This window comes from Pedobacter sp. 01N416 (assembly GCF_056399685.1).
Window position 1 is genome coordinate 1 of record NZ_JBFTRT010000761.1, and the last position, 3,307, is coordinate 3,307.

The 3,307-nt window shown below is 36.8% G+C and carries 5 protein-coding genes; all 5 read right to left on the bottom strand.

Going from position 1 to position 3,307, the window contains the following annotated elements; all coding sequences use genetic code 11:
- Positions 1–1,180 (bottom strand): DEAD/DEAH box helicase (locus AC1DND_RS26830; protein ID WP_477585772.1); only part of this gene is annotated, 1,180 nt, incomplete at its 3' end.
- A 324-nt stretch (positions 1,181–1,504) separates the two neighbouring features.
- Positions 1,505–2,026, bottom strand: a complete 522-nt coding sequence (locus AC1DND_RS26835) for a carboxylesterase family protein (RefSeq protein WP_477585774.1) — start codon at positions 2,024–2,026, stop codon at positions 1,505–1,507.
- A gap of 33 nt (positions 2,027–2,059) precedes the next feature.
- On the bottom strand, positions 2,060–2,152 hold the full coding sequence (locus tag AC1DND_RS26840; protein ID WP_477585776.1) for a hypothetical protein: 93 nt from the start codon (positions 2,150–2,152) through the stop codon (positions 2,060–2,062).
- Positions 2,153–2,330: 178 nt separating this feature from the next.
- Positions 2,331–2,693 (bottom strand): hypothetical protein, encoded by a 363-nt coding sequence (locus tag AC1DND_RS26845; protein ID WP_477585778.1) that lies wholly within the window; start codon positions 2,691–2,693, stop codon positions 2,331–2,333.
- A gap of 271 nt (positions 2,694–2,964) precedes the next feature.
- Positions 2,965–3,307: DUF4293 domain-containing protein (locus AC1DND_RS26850; RefSeq protein ID WP_477585780.1), on the bottom strand; the 343-nt coding region annotated here is incomplete at its 5' end.

Consider the following 3,307-nt stretch of genomic DNA (forward strand, 5'->3'; position numbering starts at 1 on the left):
CTTCTACATTGTGTACTTTATGTACCAAAGAGAACAATTGTTTTTCACAAACATCAAATCCTGTAGGAAGCTCAGCTTTGGTAAATTGTTTACCAATAATGCGTTCTAACTGACGGATTTTTCCAACTTCTTTAGAGTTGATGATACAGATAGAGATACCAGTTTTACCAGCACGGCCTGTACGGCCAGAACGGTGGGTATAACTTTCAATTTCGTCAGGTAAAGAATAGTTGATTACGTGTGTTACATTGTTTACATCGATACCACGTGCGGCAACATCAGTAGCAATTAACAACTGCATGTTACGCTCACGGAAACGTTGCATTACTTTATCACGTTGTTGTTGCGATAAATCGCCGTGCAAGGCATCAGCATTGTAACCATCTTTAATTAAGTGCTCGGCAACATCTTGTGTATCCAATTTGGTTTTACAAAATACTACGGCAAAAATTTCAGGGTTAAAATCTACAATACGTTTTAAGGCAGCGTATTTATCACGTGCACGAACAATATAATATTCGTGTTCGATGTTTACATTACCTGTATTTTTTGTGCCCATGGTTAATTCAACAGGGTTGTCCATATAGTTTTTAGCTATACGGCGAACTTCTGCAGGCATGGTAGCCGAGAATAACCAGGTTTTTTTGTCATCAGGAGTAGTTGATAAAATGTCGTTAATGTCGTCCTGGAAACCCATGTTCAACATCTCGTCAGCTTCATCAAGCACAACATATTTAACTGAAGAAAAATCAATGGCTTTACGGCCAATGATGTCCAACATACGGCCGGGCGTGGCCACTACGATCTGAACGCCTTGGCGTATTTCGCGTAGTTGTTGCATAATGTTCGCGCCACCATAAACGGCAACAACGTGGGCATTAGCAACGTTTTTAGAAAAGTTTTTAAGGTCGTTAGCGATTTGCAAGCATAACTCACGGGTAGGGCATAAAATCAATGCCTGTGGTTTATTAACTTTAAAATCGATTAGTTCTAACAGCGGCAAACCAAATGCGGCTGTTTTTCCTGTTCCTGTTTGGGCCAAACCAACAAAATCATTAGTGCCTTCTAACAGTACAGGAATACTTTGCTCCTGAATAGGTGTTGGAGTTTCAAATCCAAGATCCTTTACGGCATTAACGACGTCATCACTTATCCCCAATAATTGAAATGGGTTTGTCATTCGTCTTTTTATTTTTAATTGAGCCGCAAAGGTAAGGTTAATATTTCGTATTTCACAGATAATCAAGTAAATAGTTTTTTAAGCTAAATATTTGAAAATAAGGAAGTAACAGTAGATGTAAGATGGATGATGGAAAAGGTAGGGTGTAGAAGGTTTAAATTGAGGTCGTGATTGCAACAAGAACACGTGTTTTTTGTTTGGAAAGCGGCTGCAGTTGTGCTTAGGTTACCTCAGTCCCGTTTTCTGTTTCAATCTTTTTCAAACCTTTCAGGTTTTAAAAAGGATTTTCACGCCAACCGGGTTTAGGTTGCTGGGGTAAAGCAGCTATTTATGTTTGTATTTAAACAGCCAATGGGGCAGTTCGTCAGTTAAAATTGCGGGAGCGAAAATATCGTTGTGGGCCAGACTGTCGAATTCCCAAAACCTGGTTCTGTTGTTGTATTTTACCTCTTCAAAAAACTTTTCATCACTATTAAAAGGGTTTTCGGTATCCATATTTCCGTGAATCAACCAAATTGGAATGTTCGTGAGTGTTTTTACTTTGTCGAATTGCGGTATGCCAGAAATGCTTATGCCTGCGGCAAATAAATCTGGTTTTAACGATAAGGCATTGATCACAGAAGAAGCCCCCATCGAAAAACCGATCAGATAAATCCTATTCACATCAATATTTAAATTGCTTTTTAAGCTATCAATCAGCTGTAATGCGGTTGTTAAACACGGCTGTGGTACAGAGGTAAGTTTGGCTTTTTCAAAAGTATGGATGCTTTTGTTGCATGATAAGATTCCGCAAAGCAAAACCACTAAACAGATATAGTTAACCGCATGATTTATTTTAATGTGCATAGAGAGAGGTAATTTTCTGTTAAAATTAAAGAATTAGCGCAAGCTTTCAGCCGAGCGTATCAATCTTTCATCCTTGTTAATGCCGAAGATGGCAAGAATCAAAAATAAAATAATGAGTGTGGGCATAAAAGTTACACCAAAATGCAAAACCGGCAATTAGTAATGATGGTCAGCATTGTAATCCTCTTTTGAGCGCTTCTACTTTTAAAGTTGAAAATGTTTGCAAAGCAGATTAGTGCCAAAAAATATTTAAAATTAATATTAGATAAATAGTTTTAATCAAACTATTTTGTTTTTTGAGTCGTTAACGGGCCATAATCAGTGCGGTTTCTAAATAGGCCAGGGTATCCTGAGCTGTCAATTTGGAAACTATATCATCTGCAATATCGTTAAATGTAATCCCCAATTGTTTTGAAGTGGCTCCGCGTTTTAGCAAAAAAACTGTTCTCGAAAATGAAAATTTATCGTAATCCCCACGGGCAACCCTTACTTCCTGTGTAATAAAGTTGTATCCATTCTGAGTTGGGATAGGAGTTATTGGAGCCCGGTATTTAAAAATCTGATCAATGAGTTGATTGTTGGTTAACACGGTTTTTGGAGAGTAGAACAAAATTAAATCTCCGTCTTTTACTACTGTATAGTTTACATTTCCGTCAATTGTTGCCACATCATTAGTTGAAAAAACCAGACTGCTACCATCTGCAACCTAGTGATCTGGTAAAATAAAGATGCTTTCGTTTTTAATAAACTGCTTAATTATATTTTGATCTTTTATTTCACCGTTCGCCGTAAATAAACGTGTTTCCGATTTTTTAACCAGATTTTCTGTTTGTAGCATTAATGGGAAATTTATTTCAGATTTGCTTCCGCCTTTTTTGCACGAAAAGAGTAAACAGATAAAAAGAACGGTAAATGTATTTCTGTAAGTCATAAGCGAATTATCTTAACCTTTCGGCCGAGCGGATTAATCTTTCATCTTTATTGATGCCGAAAATGCCAAGTACAACGAATAAAATAGCTAAGGCAGGCAAATATGCTCCAACACCAAAACTAGCACCTTCAATACCGCCAGGTAGTTTTTTAGCATAAACACTGCACCAAAAAGCAAAACCTCCAATTAGTATGATCGAAATAACGGCAATACGTTTTTGAAAACTTCTTTTTTTATAGTTGAAAATATTCATTAAACAAATAAATGCAACAGCGATATTGGTGATAATTAAAGGTAGAAAAGATTGAACTTTAAGACTTATGCCTGCTTTAATGGTTAAAGTTTGGTAT